Genomic DNA, 16,857 nt, shown 5'->3' on the forward strand with positions numbered 1-16,857 from the left:
TCATTGCTCGCCACGCGCCAATAGAAAGGCCCCGCCATTACTGGCGGGGCCTTTTCGTTATCGAGACCTGAACGACTTAGGCGGTCGGGGTCAGGGTAATGGTCACGCGGCGGTTCTGGGCTTTGCCAGCGGCGGTGCTGTTGGTAGCAACCGGCTGATCCGGGCCCACGCCGGTGGTGGAGATGCGGCTGCCTGCTACGCCCTGACCAATCAGCTGGGCGGCAACGGCATCGGCACGATCGCGGGAGAGCTTCATGTTCAGATCGCGGGAACCAGTGCTGTCGGTGTGACCGACCACGTTCAGGCGGGTCTTGTCGAACTCGGCAACCACCATGGCCACACCGGAGAGGGTGTTGGCACCGGCCGCTTTCAGCTGGGAGCTGGAGCTGTCGAAGGTCACGTTGTTCGGCATGTTGAGGATCAGCTCATTGCCATTGCGGGTCACGCTGACGCCGGTGCCCTGCAGTTTCTCGCGCAGCTTGGCTTCCTGCACGTCCATGTAGTAGCCGATACCGCCACCCAGGGCCGCGCCGGCAGCAACGCCGGTCAGGATGCCCTTCTTGCGGTCACCCTTGCTGGAGGAGAGCGCACCTACGGCCGCACCGGCAGCGGCGCCAGCCAGCGCGCCCCAGGCACCTTTGGAGGTCTGGGATTCACCTGTGTAGGGGTTGGTGGTACAGCCGCTCAGGGCAACGGTCAGTGCCAGAGCTGGCACCAGGATCTTGGCTCGCATGAAAAAACCTCTGTGAAAACAATCCGGCACCATGCCGGGGGCCGGATTGTAACGCGCTGGCACGCCATTGTCTGACGCAAGCCTGAACAGATGGCGAGAGTGGTGTTTTTTTGGCCAATCGGCGGGCTGTCAGCGCGGTAACTGACACTCGGCATGGCAAGGACAGCTGACCAGATGATCGTTCACCATTCCCACCGCCTGCATAAAGGCGTAACAGATGGTGCTGCCGACGAAGTTGAAGCCGAGCTTCTTGAGCGCTTTCGACATGGCATCCGACTCCGGTGAGGTCGCCGGAATATCGCCGTTGCCCTGCCGCTGGTTGACGATGGGGGCGCCGCCAACAAAGCCCCACAGGTAGTCGGCGAAGTCGATCCCCTGCTCCTGCAACGCCAGATAAGCGCGGGCATTTCTGATGATCGACTGCACCTTGAGCCGGTTGCGGATAATGCCGCTGTCCTGCATCAATCGCTCCACATCCTGCTCGTCGAACCGGGCAATCTGCACCGGATCAAAGTCGGCATAGGCGCGGTAATAGCTTTCGGTGCGCTTGAGGATGGTGATCCACGACAGCCCAGCCTGCTGGCCGTCGAGGCAGAGCTTGGCAAACAGCTCGCGGGCGTCATAGACCGGCCTGCCCCACTGTTTGTCATGGTATTCAATGTATTCCGGGTCTTTGGTCACCCAGGCGCAGCGCAGTTCCATTTCCTCTCCCTCGTTATTTCAGCGGTTTGCCCGACCCTGCCCACTCTGCAGGCGGCACTGCTCACATCATATACCGGACATCCCGCCCGACCAGCCAGGGCGCAGCACCATCCCGCGAATCCGCTGCAATTTCGCCTATTATCCGACCATGCCAGACGGTATACTCCCTCGGTTCACATTCAGCAAATCTTGCTCTGATTTTCACTTCGCGCGAAAAAAATTATGCAAAAATTCGATGTCAAAACCTTTCAGGGCCTGATCCTGCAGCTGCAGGACTATTGGTCCCGCCAGGGCTGTACCATCATTCAGCCGCTGGATATGGAAGTGGGTGCCGGTACTTCCCACCCCATGACCTGTCTGCGTGCCCTGGGCCCGGAGCCCATCGCCTGCGCTTACGTGCAACCGTCCCGCCGTCCGACTGACGGCCGCTACGGTGAAAACCCGAACCGCCTGCAGCACTACTACCAGTTCCAGGTGATCATCAAGCCTTCCCCCGACAACATTCAGGAACTCTATCTGGGCTCCCTGAAAGAGCTGGGCATGGATCCCGAGATCCACGACATCCGCTTCGTGGAAGACAACTGGGAAAACCCGACTCTGGGTGCCTGGGGTCTGGGTTGGGAAGTGTGGCTGAACGGCATGGAAGTGACCCAGTTCACCTACTTCCAGCAGGTTGGCGGCCTCGAGTGCAAGCCGGTCACCGGCGAGATCACCTACGGTCTCGAGCGTCTGGCCATGTACATTCAGGGCGTGGACAGCGTCTACGATCTGGTCTGGTCTGACGGCCCGCTGGGCAAGACCACCTATGGCGACGTGTTCCACCAGAACGAAGTGGAGCAATCCACCTACAACTTCGAACACGCCGATGTGGAGTTCCTGTTCCACTGCTTCGAGCAGTACGAGAAGGAAGCCCAGAACCTGCTGGCACTGGAAAAACCGCTGCCGCTGCCTGCCTACGAGCGCATCCTCAAAGCTGCTCACTCCTTCAACCTGCTGGATGCCCGCAAGGCCATCTCGGTCACCGAGCGTCAGCGCTACATCCTGCGCATTCGCACCCTGACCAAGGCCGTGGCAGAGGCATACTACGCCTCCCGCGAAGCGCTGGGCTTCCCGATGTGTCAGCGCAGTGAGAACAAGCAAGGTTAAGGAACGGACATGGCACAACATACATTTCTGGTAGAGATCGGTACTGCTGAGCTGCCGCCCAAAGCCCTGCGCTCCCTGGCCGAAGCCTTTGCCGACAACTTCAAAGCCGAACTGACCAAGGCCGATCTGGCCTTCGGCGACGTCGAGTGGTTTGCCTCACCGCGCCGTCTGGCGCTGAAGGTAAGCGGGCTGGCTGGCGAACAGCCGAGCAAGAGCGTCGAGAAGCGCGGCCCGGCCGTGGCGCAGGCGTTCGATGCCGAAGGCAAGCCGACCAAGGCTGCCGAAGGCTGGGCCCGTGGCAACGGCATCACCGTTGAGCAGGCCGAGCGTCTGGTCACCGACAAGGGCGAGTGGCTAGTTCACACCGCCAAGGTCGAAGGCCGTCCGGCCAAAGAATTGCTGGGCGAACTGGTTGCCTCCGCACTGGCCAAACTGCCGATCCCGAAAATGATGCGCTGGGGCGACAAGACCATCCAGTTCGTGCGTCCGGTCTTCACCGTGACCCTGCTGCTGGATGGCGAGCTGGTTCCTGCCCACATTCTGGGTATCGACTCTGCCCGCACCCTTCGCGGTCACCGCTTTATGGGCGAGAGCGAGTTCACTATCGACAACGCCAGCCAGTACCCGCAGATCCTGCAGGAGCGCGGCATGGTGATTGCCGACTTCATGGCGCGCAAGGCCAAGATCAAGGCTGACGTCGAAGCGGCCGCTGCCGCCTTCGGTGGCGTGGCCGATCTGGACGATGCCCTGCTGGAAGAAGTGACCGCACTGGTCGAGTGGCCGGTGGTGCTGACCGCCAACTTCGAAGAGAAGTTCCTGGCCGTGCCGGCTGAAGCGCTGGTTCACACCATGAAAGGTGACCAGAAGTACTTCCCGGTCTACGACAAGAACGGCAAGCTGCTGCCGAAGTTCATCTTCGTCACCAACATCGAGTCCAAAGACCCGAGCCAGATCATCAGCGGCAACGAGAAGGTGGTTCGCCCCCGTCTCTCTGACGCCGAGTTCTTCTTCAAGACCGACCTCAAGCAGACTCTGGCCTCCCGCCTGCCGCGCCTTGAAACCGTGCTGTTCCAGCAACAGCTGGGCACCGTCAAGGCCAAGGTCGAGCGTATCGAGACCGTTGCCGGCTTTATCGCCGAGCGTATCGGCGCCGATGTGGCTCAGGCCAAGCGTGCCGGTCTGCTCTCCAAGTGTGACCTGATGACCAACATGGTCGGCGAGTTCACCGACACCCAGGGTGTCATGGGAATGCACTACGCCCGTCACGATGGCGAAGACGAAGCGGTCGCCGTGGCCCTCAACGAGCAGTACATGCCGCGCTTTGCCGGTGATGCCCTGCCGTCCGGTCTGGTTGCCTGCGCCGTCGCGCTGGCCGACAAGTTCGACACCCTGGCCGGTATCTTCGGCATCGGCATGCTGCCGAAGGGTGACAAGGACCCGTTCGCCCTGCGTCGCGCCGCCATCGGTGCCCTGCGCATCATGACCGAGAAGCAGCTGGATCTGGATCTGGTTGAACTGGTTGAAGAAGCGGTACGCGTCTACGGTGACAAGCTGACCAACAAAACCGTCGTTACCGACGTGGTCGACTTTATGCTGGGCCGCTTCCGCGCCGCCTATCAGGACGAAGGCATCGGTGCCGACGTGGTGCTGGCCGTACTGGCTCGCCGCCCGACCCGTCCGCTCGACTTCGATCGCCGCGTCAAGGCCGTCAGCCACTTCCGCACCCTGGATGCCGCACTGGCACTGGCTGCCGCCAACAAGCGCGTGAGCAACATTCTGGCCAAGGTCGAAGGCGAACTGCCGACCGCCGTCAAACCGGAACTGCTGGTCGATGCCGCCGAGAAGGCGCTGGCTACCCAGGTTGCCGAACTGCAAGCCGAACTGGCCCCGCTGTTCGCCGCCGGTGACTATCAGGCTGCCCTCACCCGTCTGGCCGCCCTGCGCGAGCCGGTCGACACCTTCTTCAACGAGGTAATGGTGATGGCCGACGACGAAGCCCTCAAGGCCAACCGTCTGGCTCTGCTGAACAACCTGCGCAACCTGTTCCTGCAAGTCGCGGATATCTCGCTGCTGCAGTGATTTTGGTTGGGTTGATTGATATTAAAAACGGCGCCATTGAGGCGCCGTTTTTTTATAAATGATTTTAGGTAGATCGACTTCACATCCACAGAAACTAAATCTGACAATACTGTAAGTGTCTTGCCATTTCCTTTATATTGATTCTCTAATGAGACTTACCATGTAGAGATAAGAATGGCGAACAAGAGCAACAGTTTTGAGCTTTTCAGATACCAAATATTACCTGTCGACAGATTTTTCCAACGTGACATGTTTACTGACTTCAGTTCTATTGAAGATTTGCTCACTAACAAAAATACTATATTTAAAGAATCATTATTATCACAAAATGACTTTTCTAATAAAAAACATTATACCGTCGTAAAAAAACAGTTCGATGACGGGGAGTTTTTCCTATTCAAAATAGCGCACAACAAAATAATAAATAGAGAGACAAAAGAATTCAAAAACGAGAGGATTGATAACTGGCCATCAATTCTCGTCGCATTATGGAATCACCCAGAAAAACAGTTGATAGCCGTCCAAAAAAGAACAACCGCATTTCACAACTGCCGTAAAGTTGTTGAATTGATTTTAGAAAAACTCGCCCCCCAATTAACACATTCTAACCTGAGGGTTATCTACGAGCCCCTATTTGAAAAACAGTATTTCTGGGATCTTTTAAAACTTCATCAAGGTAAAATAAAGTCAGTTGACTTTGAATTTATTACGCCTAACATGGCTAATATATCCGGATGCTTATCTGAAGATTTAAAGTCCTTTGCAAAAACGACAAACTCAACTAGAAACAATCTAAGAATTGAGTCTGAACCAGACTCCACACTTCGATTAGATAAAGATAATCCGACTTTAGAAAGTATGGTAAACTATACTGGAGATGGCGGTGGAAATATAACATTGAAGGTTGGTGGAATAAAGAAAAGCATTCAAACATCCAGAACTGTAAAAGAAATAGTTTTGAGTGACATAGAAATGACAGGGGAGGCTAACATGATCGTTAATGCGATGAAAGAGCTACTAAAATGACCACTGTCGTAAAGACTACTTTTTTCTCCCTCGGAATAGGATTTATTACTGAGGTTATTAACGTATGGCTTAACTCTTCCTTTTTACATAAATTTCTTGAGGCTAACCTCGTCACAATTTTAATTGCACTATTAGCGATCAATGCTGCCACCATGGGAATAGTGCTGACTAAAGTCATGGACATAGTGGAAAAAAACAATGGTGTTGGCATTAGTTGTTTTTCAAAAACAAAAAATCAAATGCTCATTTCTATCAAAGAGCAAATTGTTATAATCGTCCTTGCAATTGCGTTGCTAATTTTAAAAAACTCTCCCATCGTACTTAATATTGAAAACTCAGAGTTGTTATTGAACTCGTCTATTACTGCTTGTTTCATATATTCTTTATCTATTTTGTATGACACTGCAAAAGGCATTCTTGTTATTATTAATTACAGTGATGATAATTGATATTTTACCTTATACAGCCAGCCCGTAGGTTCGATTAGCCGTCAGGCGTAATCGGACGTTCGCGTAAATGGATTCTCTCGCCATAACGGCCAGCCGCACTTCCCCCTCCAGCTGGCCGATCCTGTTTCACGGCAACAACCGTAATCAAAGCCTCTCGATCGTTCGATTACGCTGCGCTAATCGAACCTACAGGGGGGTAATGAGCTGTTATCATTTGAGACAGTGCCCAGCGCCGCCACGCCCAAGAGGAAAGTCATGGATATACCTGCCGCCCCATCCCCCGCCATCTGCCAGCTGTGTCAGGAGAAAGCCGATCTCGACTTCGACTTCACCATGGCCTTTCAGCCCATCGTCGATTGCAGCAAGCGCACCATCTTCGGCTACGAGGCGCTGGTGCGAGGGCTCAACAACGAGCCGGCGCAGAGCGTGATTGCCAGGGTCAACGATGGCAATCGCTACCGCTTCGACCAGCTGTGCCGGATCAAGGCCATCGCGCTGGCGGCACAGCTCGGTATGAAGGGGATGCTGAGCATCAACTTTCTGCCCAATGCGGTCTATCGCCCGGAGCGCTGCATTCGCACCACCCTGCAGGCGGCCCGCGAGCACCTCTTCCCCATCGAGCAGATCATGTTCGAGCTGACCGAGGTGGAGCAGGTGCAGGATAGCCAGCATCTTCGCGGCATCGTCGATCACTATCAGGCGCTCGGCTTCAAGACGGCGATCGATGACTTTGGCGCCGGTTACTCAGGCCTCAACCTGCTGGCCGATTTTCACCCCAATATCGTCAAGCTCGATATGCACCTGCTGCGCGGCATCGACCATGACCCGACCCGGCAAGCCATAGTGCGCCACTGTCTGGCGCTGTTTGCCGAGTTGCAGATCACCCCGCTGGCAGAGGGGATCGAGACCCGCGAAGAGATGGCCTGCCTGCGGGAGATGGGCATCAACCTGATGCAGGGCTATCTGTTTGCCCGCCCCGGCTTTGAAAGCCTGCCCGAAGTGGATTTCGCCAGCCTGTAAGCCATATCAACCGCGGCTGTGCAAACATCCGGCTCCATTGCGCTGGATGACAAGCGGTTTAGCCTGCGCCACTGCTATGATGCTGGCACCTGTTCATCAACGACCGAGATATCATGAAGCGCAAAACCATGGCCCTGCTGCTGGGCACCCATCTGCTGGTCGCGGCGGCAGGCTTTGCCGCCGGTGTCTACACCCTGCCGATCCTGATCGCGCCACCCGCACCTGATACCGAGCAGGTAGCGGCCAGCCAGCAGCAAGCGAGATTCCACGGCACCTTTTGCCGGGATCTGCAAGACAGCGATCGGCTGCACTGGGGGGAAGGCAAGGTGAGCATAGGGCCGGATGCCGTCAGCCTGATGGGCAAGCTGGCCCCCGGGCCGGACTACCAGCTCTACCTCTCCCCCGAGTTTGTCGAGACCGAAGCCGATTTTGCCCGCCTCAAGGATCAGATGGTGCGAGTCGGGCCGGTGAAGACCTTCGACAACTTTATCGTGCCGCTGCCCGCCACGATCGATCCGGCCCGCTTCAGCAGCGTGATCGTCTGGTGTGAAACCTTCGGCCAGTTCATCACCGCCGCCCGTTATCAGGATCTGCGTCCGGAACAGTAACCTCGCCCCAGACCCGCACCATGAAAAAGGGCTGACATCGCTGTCAGCCCTTTGGCTATCCGATCCGCTCGTCATTAACGCTCCGGCTTGGTCATCTCCTGCAGCAGCTGATCGATGCAGCCCACTACCTGCTCTGAGTTCTGCTCGATCTCGCGGTAGAGCGCCTCCGCCTCTTCATGCTTGTGCTGATTTTTCAGCTCGATAATCTGCTGGATCACCTGATGCAGCCTGGCATGCGGGGCGGCCATCGCCCTGAAGGCGGGTTGATCGCCGCAGCATGTCTGCCCTTCGCTGAAGTACCAGTGGCCAAGGCGGCACTCCTTGTCACTGACCGCCTCGCTGCGCGACAGCCCCTCCTGCCCATCCAGATAGGCGCGCACCCGAGTCTTCCAGCCCATGTGAGCGGCGCGGGCGCGACTCAGCACCATCCGCACGTTGGAACCATCCTGGAACTGCCCGGCCAGATCCCCCAGCTTGTCCACCAGGGTCGCCACATGGCTGGCGATATGAGCGGTATCCCGCGCCACCAGCGTGGTGGCCTGGGAGATCTCGTGGACGCTGACGATATTGCGGGTGATCTCGTCGCTCACCGAAGATTGCTCCTCCGAGGCGGCGGCGATCTGGGTGTTCATGTCGCGAATGCTGTTGACCGCCCCCTTGATCCGGCCGAGGGCTTCCCCCGCCTGATTGGCCCGCTCCACCGACTCCCCCGCCCGCGAGACGCTGTGTTCGATCATGGTTACCGTGGTGCTCACCGCCCGTTGCAACTGCTCGATAGTGCCGCGGATCTCTGCGGTGGAGTGCTGGGTGCGCCCGGCCAACGAACGCACCTCGTCGGCCACCACCGCAAAACCACGCCCCTGTTCACCGGCCCGGGCCGCCTCGATGGCAGCGTTGAGGGCCAGCAGGTTGGTTTGCTCGGCGATGGACTGGATCACCGCCAGCACCGAGCCAATCTGCTCGCTGGCCTTGGCCACCTCTTTCACTGTGTTGCCCGCGCTGGCGATCTCCTCCGCCAGCTGTTCGATCATGTTGACGCTCTGCTGCACCACCTCATCGCCGGTGACCGCCTGATTGTCCGCTTCGTTGGCCGCTTCGGCCGCCTGCGCCGTGTTGTTGGCCACCTCGTGTACCGTGCTGGTCATCTCGGTCATGGCGGTGGCGAGCTGGGTGGTTTGCTCCTGCTGGCGCGTCATGTTGCCAAGGTTGCCCGCCGCACTGCGCGACAACCGCTCACTCTCGCCAGCCAGTTCGCCCAGAGTGGCGGTGAGCTGGCTGATGGTGTCGCGGATCTTGCCGACAAAAGCATTGAACGCCGCGCCGAGGCGGCGGGTCTCCTCCGGCCCGGCAACCGGCAGCTTGCTGCCGAGATCGCCGGAGCCATTGGCCAGCGCCTCCAGCGCCCTGACGCTCTCCTGCAGCGGACGGTTGAGACGGCCCAGCAACCACACCAACGCCAGCGCAATCAGGACGGTGCCAAACAGGGCGATCATCACCATCTGCCAGCTCTGGCGCGCCAGTGCAGCGGCAACCACGCTGTGATCCCGCGCCAGCTCAATGATGCCGACCGCCTTGCCGGAGAAGTCGCGCAGCGGCGCCGCCATCACCAGAAAATCGCTCCCCTGCTGCTTGATGGTGGTGAAGTGGCTCTCTCCCGCCAATACCTCCTGATACCAGTCCACCGACTCACCAAGCATGGAGGTACCAGTCAGCATAACGGGTTTACCCTGTTCAAACAGATAGATGGCTAGGCGACTGTCCTTGCCCAGCAGATCGGCAAACAGCGAGGTGTCGAGGGCGCGGCCAAACTCCACCGAGCCGACCGACTGGCCATTGAAAGTGACCGGCACTACGCCGCGGATCCCGGTGCCACCCTGACCGGTCTCCAACCCGCCGACCGGTTGATGATTGCGGTTCACCTCGACCACAGCCAACCGTGTAGTAGAGAGGTCGTCGCCATGATTTGCGGGCTTGTGTACCCGATAAAGGGAAATAGCCGGGGGAATGTGAAAGTGAAACTGCTGGATCCCCTGCGCCTTGAGGGCGGGCCAGAGCGGCTCAAACAGATTGGCGAGGGTCTGCCAATCCTTGTCGGCCACAGCCCTGGCTGCATCCGGCCGCTGGGCGATCAGGGTTGCTGCCAGCACGGTTTCATGGCTGGTGTTTTTGATCACCGCTTCCACATTCTGGAGCTGGCTCCGCAGTGCAGCCTGCTCGGCCGCGAGCGCCCGCTGGCGATTTTCAAACAGATTAAAGGTAAGCAGCACCACGGCGAGCAATACGATGCCGCCGATTGCCAGCAGCGTGATCTGGTGACCCAGCTTGCGAGGGGGGAACATAAGACACCATCCTTGACAGTCATACCCAACCTACAGGATGGAACGGTTAAGTCGGGAGTCCATCAGAACTTAACCCTTTGTTGATATTGATCAAACGATTAACAGGCAAAATGCGAGGCAGCTCAAACGGGGGGAATATCCACCAGATAGAGGGCCATTCCCTGCTTCGTGAGAGACCCTGCATCCAGCCAATAACCAACCCGCAGGCTGGCGAGCGGATTAACGAAAACGGTGCAGATGGTAGTCGACATGGTAGTCGTTACCATTGCGGAACATGATGGAGTAGTTGAGAAACTCTCCGCTCTCGCTGTATGAGAGCGAGGTGAGCCGCAGGATAGGGGCCCCCTGCTCGATATGGAGCAGCTCGGCAGTAACCCGATCCGCCAGCACGGCACTGAAGCACTCATAGTTGCCCGCAATCGCGATGCCGCACTCCCGTTCGATGTAGTCGAATTTGGACCCTTCCAGATGGGCGACCGACAGATTGCGAAACAGTCTGACCGGCATATAGCTCTCTTCCAGCAGCAGAGCCCGACCATCCACCGAGCGGATCCGGCTGGAGTAATAGACGGGTTCATTCACCTTCACCCTCAGCTGACTGGCGATGGCCGGTGGCGCAGGCATGGTGCGAAATTCCAACACCTGACTGGTCAACGTGCGCCCCTGCTCGCGCATCAGTTCGGTAAACCCGCTCAGCCCTTTGGTCTCATGCTGGACATCCTTTTTCGTCACATAGGTGCCGCTGCCGTGGCGCCGCTCGACCAATCCCCACTCGATCAACATGTCTACCGCTTTGCGAATGGTCATGCGGGAGACACCATACTGTTCTGCCAGCGCTTTTTCGCCCGGCAACACATCTCCCACCCGGCACTCGGCACCGTTTACCCTGATCCTGAGTCGATCAGCCACCGATTTATAGATCACTGCTAGACATCTCCTGTGGTCACAACGCCAACCATCTTATTCTCAATAAAGTGGCTAAATTGCTTAAAAACAATAACTTAACTTTCAACTAAAGCTGCAAGAACATCACGAAACCAAGAGGTACAACAATATCGCAAAAGTTAGACATCTTTGTCTAAATAACTGTATGCGTCAGATCACATTATTCCAAGATATTTCATGAGGTCTCTTTTTATCGTTGCTAATTTGCATCTGGCAACACCGGCAAGGATTCGATTAGCTATTTCAACCAAGGGACAATATATGCTCAGTCAAATTCAACGTTTTGGCGGAGCAATGTTCACTCCTGTACTGCTTTTTCCTTTTGCAGGTATGGTAGTAGGCATTGCAATTATGCTGAAAAACCCGATGTTTGTCGGTGAATCACTGGCAAACCCACAAGGATTATTCTTCCAGATCATCCATATTATTGAAGAGGGTGGCTGGACAGTATTCAGAAATATGCCGCTCATATTTGCGATTGGCCTGCCAATCGGTCTGGCAAATAAGGCACAAGCCAGAGCTTGTCTGGCTGTATTGGTCAGTTTCATGACCTGGAACTATTTTATCAACGCTATGGGCATGACCTGGAGCAGTTATTTCGGGGTCGACTTCAGTCAGAATGTGGGGGGGGAAAGTGGCCTCGCCATGGTGGCGGGGATCAAGACCCTGGATACCAGCATCATAGGGGCCATCGTCATCTCCGGCATCGTGACGGCACTGCACAACCGCCTGTTTGATCGCCAACTGCCGGTCTTTCTCGGCATCTTTCAGGGCAGCTCCTTTGTCACCATTGTCGCCTTCTTCGTGATGATCCCCTGCGCCTGGCTGACCCTGCTTGGCTGGCCAAAAGTACAGATGGGCATCGCCTCCCTGCAGAATTTCATGCTGGTCTCGGGTCCGGTCGGGGTGTGGGTATACACCTTCCTCGAGCGGATTTTGATCCCGACCGGCCTGCATCACTTTATCTACGGCCCCTTCATCTTCGGTCCAGCGGCAGTAGAGGGGGGCATTCAGCTCTATTGGGCACAGCACATGCTGGAGTTCAGCCAGAGCACTCGCCCGCTGATTGAACAGTTCCCTCAGGGTGGCTTTGCCCTGCACGGCAACTCGAAGATTTTCGGTGCCATGGGGATTGCTCTGGCCATCTATGCCACGGCAGCCAAAGAGAACAAGGCCAAGGTGGCAGGCCTGCTGATCCCGGCCACCCTGACCGCCATTCTGGTCGGCATCACCGAGCCGCTGGAGTTCACCTTCCTCTTCATCTCGCCGCTGCTGTTTGCCATCCACGCTCTGCTGGCAGCCACCATGTCGACTGTGATGTACCTGTTTGGTGTGGTCGGCAACATGGGTGGAGGTCTACTCGACCAGTTCCTGCCGCAGAACTGGATACCCATGTTCCACAACCATGCGGGAATGATGTTCACCCAGATCGCCATCGGATTGGTCTTTACCGGCATCTGGTTCCTGATATTCCGCGCGCTGATTATCAGACTCAATCTTAAAACACCTGGCCGGGAAGACAGTGAAATAAAGCTTTATTCCAAGTCAGATTATCAGGCAGCCAAAAACCAGCGTGGAAGTGATAGTGCAACACAAATCATCGAAGCGCTTGGTGGAGTCAAAAATATACGCAGTCTGAATAATTGTGCCACCCGCTTAAGAATATCGTTGGTTAACAGCAAGCTGGCAGCAGCAGATGAGGAGTTTATTAAATTGGGTGCCCATGGGGTCGTCCGCCATGGCGATAGTATCCAGGTAATTATCGGTCTGCATGTACCTCAGGTACGTGAAAATATGGAATCGATTATGAACAACAGTCATCAACAATCGTCTTTAGTAATGGAGTCATGATCATGAAAAAATTCTCTGTAGTCATTGCCGGTGGTGGCAGCACTTTTACTCCTGGTATCGTTCTGATGTTGCTGGAAAATCAACATCGCTTCCCGCTCAAGGAGATCAAATTCTACGACAACGATAGTGCCCGTCAGGAGATCATCGCCGAAGCCTGCAAAATCCTGCTGAAAGAGAAGGCTCCCGAGATCGCCTTCAGCTATGGCACCGACCCCAAAGCAGCGTTTAGCGATGTAGATTTCGTCATGGCCCATATCCGGGTTGGCAAATATCCGATGCGCGAGCTGGACGAGAAGATCCCGCTGCGTCATGGTGTGGTCGGTCAGGAGACCTGCGGCCCGGGCGGTATCGCCTATGGCATGCGCTCCATCGGCGGAGTGCTGGAGCTGGTCGACTATATGGAGCAGTACTCACCCAATGCCTGGATGCTCAACTACTCCAACCCGGCCGCCATTGTGGCCGAAGCGACCCGTCGCCTGCGTCCCAACGCCAAAATCCTCAACATCTGCGACATGCCGATCGGGATCGAGGGGCGCATGGCCCAGATTGCCGGTCTCAAATCCCGCAAAGAGATGCGGGTGCGCTATTACGGCCTCAACCACTTTGGCTGGTGGACCCGCATCGAAGATCTGGAAGGCAACGACCTGATGCCGAAGATCAAGGAGCACGTCGCCCGCCACGGCTATGTGCCCAATAGCGCCAGCCATGCCGAAGCAAGCTGGAACGATACCTTCGCCAAGGCAAAGGATGTATGGGCGCTCGACCCGGATACCCTGCCCAACACCTATCTGAAGTACTACCTCTACCCGGACTATGTGGTGGCCCACTCCAACCCGGAACACACCCGCGCCAACGAGGTGATGGAGCACCGCGAGAAGCAGGTCTTCACCGCCTGTACCGACATCGTCAAGGCAGGCAATTCAGCAGCGGGCGAGCTGGAGATCGATGAACACGCCTCCTATATCGTTGACCTGGCAACCGCCATCGCCTTCAACACTCAGGAGCGGATGCTGCTGATCGTTCCCAATCGCGGCGCCATCCCCAACTTTGACCCGGAAGCCATGGTCGAGATCCCCTGCCTGGTCGGCAGCAGCGGACCAGAGCCGCTGCAGGTGGGCAGCATCCCGCTATTCCAGCAGGGCATGATGGGCCAGCAGGTCGCGGTCGAGAAACTGGTGGTCGAAGCCTGGGTTGAGCACTCTTACCAGAAACTGTGGCAAGCCATCACCCTCTCCAAGACAGTGCCCAGTGCATCGGTGGCCAAGTCCATTCTCGATGACTTGATAGAGGCCAACAAAGCCTACTGGCCGGAACTGAAATAAACCGCCCATAAACAAAAACCCCCTCGTGATAGAGGGGGTTTTTCGTGTTGGCAACGGGTGCGGATTAACGCAACGGTTTGACCGAGCGACGGACAATCAGCTCGGGCTGTACCGTCATCGACTCCACTTCCAGCTCCTTGTTGCGGATCCGGCTGACCAGATGCTTCACCGCCAGCTGGCCCAGTTCGGCCTTAGGGTGACGGATGGTGGTCAGCGGCGGGCTGGAGAAGCGCGCCATCTCCACATCGTCGTAGCCGATGATGGAGATATCGTCCGGCACCTTGACTCCCGCTTCCCAGGCAGCGCAAATCGCGCCGATCGCCATGGGATCGTCGAAGGCAAAGACCGCGGTCGGACGAGGCTGCAGGGCCAGAATGCGCTGCATGGCATCGAAGCCACTCTGGCTCTCGTAATCCCCTTCAAAGACCTGTTCATCTTTGAGGGTCAGACCTTGTTCGCCCAGCGCATCACGTACTCCGTCCAGTCGCTGCTGGGTGGTCGGCTTGGAGAGCTGGCCAGTGATGCAGACGATGTCGCGGTGCCCCAGCTCCAGCAGATGGCGAACGGCCATGCGGGCGCCGATGCGGGCGTTGTCGTTGATGACGTTGGCGAAATCGCACTCCGTGCCCCAATCCAGTACCACCTGTGGCACGTTCTTGTGGATGCGCAGCATGTCGCGCAACGGGGTGTCGATATCGGTACCCAATACCAGCAGGCCATCCACCCGTTTTTCCATCAGCATTCTCAGGTAATGCTGTTGGCGAGGCGGCTGGTTTTCGGTGTTGCAGAGGATCAGGCTGTAGCCCTGTTCGAAGCAGTACGCTTCAACCCCTTGCACCACTTCTGCGAAGAAGGGGTTTACGCTGGTGGTCACCAGCATACCAATGGTCTTGGTCGAATTTATTTTAAGACTGCGCGCTACCGAGTTGGGCGCGTAGTTGAGTTCTGCCACCGCCTCAATCACTTTCTGGGTCGCGTCTTCGCTGACCCGCCGAGTGTGGTTGAGCACATGTGAGACGGTGGAGATGGATACGCCTGCGCGCGAGGCGACATCCTTGATAGTGGCCATCTCTGTCTCCTGACTGTCAAAGGCGGAACATTAGCAGATTTCCCGAATAAAGGCTTGGTTTTAACGAGCTCTGCCACGGAATTGTCAATGCCGGCTAATTTAGGCGCTCATTTCTGTTTGCGCAAATGGATTCTGGTCAAAATGGGAGCGTTGTCAGAGTAAAATATCGCCAGATTAATCCTCTGGTGTTTGTCAGAATCGCCTCTCGTTACCAAGATGCTAAGTCAACAAATCAAAATTAAGCTCTGATTAACCGAAAATAACAGGTCATTTATTTCAAAATCCACCCATCTAACCCCCTCTGGTTAGTATCTTTAACAGCTTGTTATTGCCCCGTGAGGAATGATAGAACCATACCTATAGCCGGATGCACGGGATGTAGATCCGGAATGGCACACGGAAATGAAACAATCCACTGATTAAGGGACGAATCAATGCATAAGTTGAGCAAAATCACAGTTGGCGCAGCGGTTTCTTTGGCTCTGTTTGGATCGATCTCCATCGCTCACGCGGCAGACACCATCAAGATCGGTATCGCAGGCCCGGTCACCGGTCCGGTCGCCCAGTACGGGGACATGCAGTTCACCGGCGGCAAGATGGCGGTCGAGCAGATCAACAAGGCTGGCGGCATTAATGGCAAGCAGATCGAAGCGGTCGTCTATGACGATGCCTGCGATCCCAAGCAGGCGGTGGCCGTTGCGAACAAGGTGGTGAACGATGGCGTCAAGTTCGTGGTCGGTCACCTCTGCTCCGACAACACCCTGCCCGCCTCCGACATCTATGAAGACGAGGGGATCCTGATGGTCACCCCCGCCTCCACCAACCCCAAGATCACCGAGCGCGGTTACCAGCTGACCCTGCGCACCATCGGCCTGGATAGCGATCAGGGCCCGACTGCCGCCAAATACATCATCGAGCAGGTCAAACCCCAGCGCGTGGCCGTTATCCACGACAAGAAGCAGTATGGCGAAGGGATCGCTTCCAGCGTCAAAGCTGCGCTCGACAAGGCTGGCGTGAAAGTGGTGGCCTTTGAAGGGATCACCGCCGGTGACAAGGACTTCTCCGCCCTGATCGCCAAGCTGCAGAAAGAGAACGTCGATTTCGTCTACTACGGCGGCTATCACCCTGAGCTGGGTCTGATCCTGCGTCAGGCTGGCGAGAAGGGGCTGAAAGCCAAGTTCATGGGCCCGGAAGGGGTGGGTAACAAGGATATCTCCGCCATCGGCGGCCCGGCTTCCGAAGGCCTGCTGGTGACCCTGCCGAACAAATACGATCTGGTGCCTGCCAACGCCCCGCTGGTCGCGGCGTTCAAGGCCAAGGGTCAGGACTCCTCCGGCCCGTTCGTCTGGACTACCTATGCCGCGGTGCAAACCCTGGCAGCCGGTATCGCCAAGGCGGGTGAAGATGACCCGGCCGCCGTTGCCGCCGCCATCAAGGCTGCGCCGATCGATACCGTGATGGGCCCCCTGACCTGGGCACCGAACGGTGACCTGAAAGGCTTCGAATTCGGTGTGTTCCAGTGGCACGCTGACGGTACTTCCAGCCAAGTCAAATAATCTGCCGATCGG

14 protein-coding genes are annotated in these 16,857 nt (G+C 56.7%); 9 read left to right on the top strand and 5 right to left on the bottom strand.

Annotated features, from left to right (window positions below):
* Positions 1 to 76 precede the first annotated feature (76 nt).
* Both AB5Y71_RS02495 and AB5Y71_RS02500 read right to left on the bottom strand, forming a co-directional pair.
* Positions 77 to 733: an OmpA family lipoprotein gene (locus AB5Y71_RS02495; protein WP_005339468.1), complete on the bottom strand. Its 657-nt coding sequence runs from the start codon at positions 731 to 733 to the stop codon at positions 77 to 79.
* 129 nt (positions 734 to 862) lie between these two features.
* Positions 863 to 1,435, bottom strand: coding sequence for a DNA-3-methyladenine glycosylase I (locus AB5Y71_RS02500; protein ID WP_005339466.1), 573 nt, complete (start codon positions 1,433 to 1,435; stop codon positions 863 to 865).
* 222 nt (positions 1,436 to 1,657) lie between these two features.
* Between AB5Y71_RS02500 and glyQ the strand changes: the two genes are divergently transcribed.
* From glyQ to AB5Y71_RS02530, 6 genes are all read left to right on the top strand, one after another.
* On the top strand, positions 1,658 to 2,581 hold the full coding sequence (gene glyQ / locus AB5Y71_RS02505) for a glycine--tRNA ligase subunit alpha (protein WP_005339464.1): 924 nt from the start codon (positions 1,658 to 1,660) through the stop codon (positions 2,579 to 2,581).
* Positions 2,582 to 2,590: 9 nt separating this feature from the next.
* On the top strand, positions 2,591 to 4,660 hold the full coding sequence (glyS, locus tag AB5Y71_RS02510; RefSeq protein WP_368170914.1) for a glycine--tRNA ligase subunit beta: 2,070 nt from the start codon (positions 2,591 to 2,593) through the stop codon (positions 4,658 to 4,660).
* A 174-nt stretch (positions 4,661 to 4,834) separates the two neighbouring features.
* Positions 4,835 to 5,686, top strand: coding sequence for a hypothetical protein (locus AB5Y71_RS02515; RefSeq protein WP_368170915.1), 852 nt, complete (start codon positions 4,835 to 4,837; stop codon positions 5,684 to 5,686).
* Positions 5,683 to 6,135: a hypothetical protein gene (locus tag AB5Y71_RS02520; RefSeq protein ID WP_159142803.1), complete on the top strand. Its 453-nt coding sequence runs from the start codon at positions 5,683 to 5,685 to the stop codon at positions 6,133 to 6,135. Before AB5Y71_RS02515 ends, AB5Y71_RS02520 begins: the two co-directional genes overlap by 4 nt.
* 255 nt (positions 6,136 to 6,390) lie before the next feature.
* Positions 6,391 to 7,155 (top strand): EAL domain-containing protein, encoded by a 765-nt coding sequence (locus AB5Y71_RS02525; RefSeq protein ID WP_368170916.1) that lies wholly within the window; start codon positions 6,391 to 6,393, stop codon positions 7,153 to 7,155.
* 113 nt (positions 7,156 to 7,268) lie between these two features.
* Entirely contained in the window at positions 7,269 to 7,763 is a 495-nt protein-coding gene (locus AB5Y71_RS02530) for a DM13 domain-containing protein (protein WP_368170917.1), read from the top strand.
* A gap of 74 nt (positions 7,764 to 7,837) precedes the next feature.
* Here AB5Y71_RS02530 and AB5Y71_RS02535 read toward each other — a convergent pair whose 3' ends face one another.
* Together AB5Y71_RS02535 and AB5Y71_RS02540 are read right to left on the bottom strand one after the other, a co-directional pair.
* Positions 7,838 to 10,102: a methyl-accepting chemotaxis protein gene (locus tag AB5Y71_RS02535; RefSeq protein ID WP_368170918.1), complete on the bottom strand. Its 2,265-nt coding sequence runs from the start codon at positions 10,100 to 10,102 to the stop codon at positions 7,838 to 7,840.
* 219 nt (positions 10,103 to 10,321) lie between these two features.
* Positions 10,322 to 11,026 carry a GntR family transcriptional regulator gene (locus tag AB5Y71_RS02540; protein ID WP_005357335.1) on the bottom strand — a complete coding sequence of 235 codons (705 nt, stop codon included), beginning with the start codon at positions 11,024 to 11,026 and terminating at the stop codon, positions 10,322 to 10,324.
* A gap of 282 nt (positions 11,027 to 11,308) precedes the next feature.
* Here AB5Y71_RS02540 and AB5Y71_RS02545 point away from each other — a divergent pair, with 282 nt between their 5' ends.
* Entirely contained in the window at positions 11,309 to 12,898 is a 1,590-nt protein-coding gene (locus AB5Y71_RS02545; RefSeq protein ID WP_368170929.1) for an alpha-glucoside-specific PTS transporter subunit IIBC, read from the top strand.
* Positions 12,895 to 14,220, top strand: a complete 1,326-nt coding sequence (locus AB5Y71_RS02550; RefSeq protein WP_216959997.1) for a 6-phospho-alpha-glucosidase — start codon at positions 12,895 to 12,897, stop codon at positions 14,218 to 14,220. The genes AB5Y71_RS02545 and AB5Y71_RS02550 overlap by 4 nt, the downstream gene beginning before the upstream one ends.
* Before the next feature lie 64 nt (positions 14,221 to 14,284).
* Here AB5Y71_RS02550 and AB5Y71_RS02555 read toward each other — a convergent pair whose 3' ends face one another.
* Positions 14,285 to 15,289 (bottom strand): substrate-binding domain-containing protein, encoded by a 1,005-nt coding sequence (locus tag AB5Y71_RS02555; RefSeq protein ID WP_005357328.1) that lies wholly within the window; start codon positions 15,287 to 15,289, stop codon positions 14,285 to 14,287.
* Between the two features lie 434 nt (positions 15,290 to 15,723).
* On the opposite strand from AB5Y71_RS02555, the gene AB5Y71_RS02560 reads away from it, so the two are divergent.
* The gene (locus AB5Y71_RS02560; RefSeq protein WP_005339442.1) at positions 15,724 to 16,845 is read left to right on the top strand and encodes a branched-chain amino acid ABC transporter substrate-binding protein; all 1,122 of its coding nucleotides are present in this window, start codon (positions 15,724 to 15,726) and stop codon (positions 16,843 to 16,845) included.
* The last annotated feature ends 12 nt before the right edge of the window (positions 16,846 to 16,857 follow it).

Origin of the sequence: Aeromonas sp. R9-2, from assembly GCF_040908025.1 — a bacterium.
Lineage (GTDB): Bacteria > Pseudomonadota > Gammaproteobacteria > Enterobacterales > Aeromonadaceae > Aeromonas > Aeromonas veronii.

What these genes read in the sequence shown, in the direction of transcription:
- AB5Y71_RS02535 (WP_368170918.1), bottom strand. Translation starts at nt 10,102, where the DNA reads ATGTTCCCCCCTCGCAAGCTGGGTCACCAGATCACGCTGCTGGCAATC.
- AB5Y71_RS02530 (WP_368170917.1), top strand. Translation starts at nt 7,269, where the DNA reads ATGAAGCGCAAAACCATGGCCCTGCTGCTGGGCACCCATCTGCTGGTC.
- glyQ (WP_005339464.1), top strand. Translation starts at nt 1,658, where the DNA reads ATGCAAAAATTCGATGTCAAAACCTTTCAGGGCCTGATCCTGCAGCTG.
- AB5Y71_RS02545 (WP_368170929.1), top strand. Translation starts at nt 11,309, where the DNA reads ATGCTCAGTCAAATTCAACGTTTTGGCGGAGCAATGTTCACTCCTGTA.
- AB5Y71_RS02495 (WP_005339468.1), bottom strand. Translation starts at nt 733, where the DNA reads ATGCGAGCCAAGATCCTGGTGCCAGCTCTGGCACTGACCGTTGCCCTG.
- AB5Y71_RS02560 (WP_005339442.1), top strand. Translation starts at nt 15,724, where the DNA reads ATGCATAAGTTGAGCAAAATCACAGTTGGCGCAGCGGTTTCTTTGGCT.
- AB5Y71_RS02515 (WP_368170915.1), top strand. Translation starts at nt 4,835, where the DNA reads ATGGCGAACAAGAGCAACAGTTTTGAGCTTTTCAGATACCAAATATTA.
- AB5Y71_RS02525 (WP_368170916.1), top strand. Translation starts at nt 6,391, where the DNA reads ATGGATATACCTGCCGCCCCATCCCCCGCCATCTGCCAGCTGTGTCAG.
- AB5Y71_RS02520 (WP_159142803.1), top strand. Translation starts at nt 5,683, where the DNA reads ATGACCACTGTCGTAAAGACTACTTTTTTCTCCCTCGGAATAGGATTT.
- AB5Y71_RS02550 (WP_216959997.1), top strand. Translation starts at nt 12,895, where the DNA reads ATGATCATGAAAAAATTCTCTGTAGTCATTGCCGGTGGTGGCAGCACT.
- AB5Y71_RS02555 (WP_005357328.1), bottom strand. Translation starts at nt 15,289, where the DNA reads ATGGCCACTATCAAGGATGTCGCCTCGCGCGCAGGCGTATCCATCTCC.
- AB5Y71_RS02500 (WP_005339466.1), bottom strand. Translation starts at nt 1,435, where the DNA reads ATGGAACTGCGCTGCGCCTGGGTGACCAAAGACCCGGAATACATTGAA.
- glyS (WP_368170914.1), top strand. Translation starts at nt 2,591, where the DNA reads ATGGCACAACATACATTTCTGGTAGAGATCGGTACTGCTGAGCTGCCG.